This window comes from Pseudoalteromonas sp. GW168-MNA-CIBAN-0100 (genome assembly GCF_040309225.1).
In the GTDB taxonomy this organism is placed as follows: domain Bacteria; phylum Pseudomonadota; class Gammaproteobacteria; order Enterobacterales; family Alteromonadaceae; genus Pseudoalteromonas; species Pseudoalteromonas arctica.
This window is the reverse complement of record NZ_JBEOOL010001142.1, coordinates 1-233: the sequence shown is the minus strand read 5'-3', so window position 1 is coordinate 233 and position 233 is coordinate 1. Positions and strand designations below refer to the sequence as shown.

The following is a 233-nucleotide window of genomic DNA, read 5'->3' as shown; positions in this document are numbered from 1 at the left end:
TACTTGTTTTTAATAGGAAAGTGAAGTGTTATCAAGAAAGCTCGCCTGAAACGAGTCTAAAAATTCAGTTGTCCTAGTGACACATTTATGTGTCCCCATCGTCTAGAGGCCTAGGACACCGCCCTTTCACGGCGGTAACAGGGGTTCGAATCCCCTTGGGGACGCCACTTACTATTTTAAGTATTGTGTAAAGCAGTGTGACACCGCACTCTCTATGCACGACGTTATCAAGA

The 233-nt window shown here is 45.1% G+C and carries 1 tRNA gene; it reads left to right on the top strand.

Going from position 1 to position 233, the window contains the following annotated elements:
- Positions 1-91: 91 nt before the first annotated feature.
- Positions 92-167, top strand: a tRNA-Glu gene (locus AAEY62_RS24950).
- Positions 168-233 lie beyond the last annotated feature (66 nt).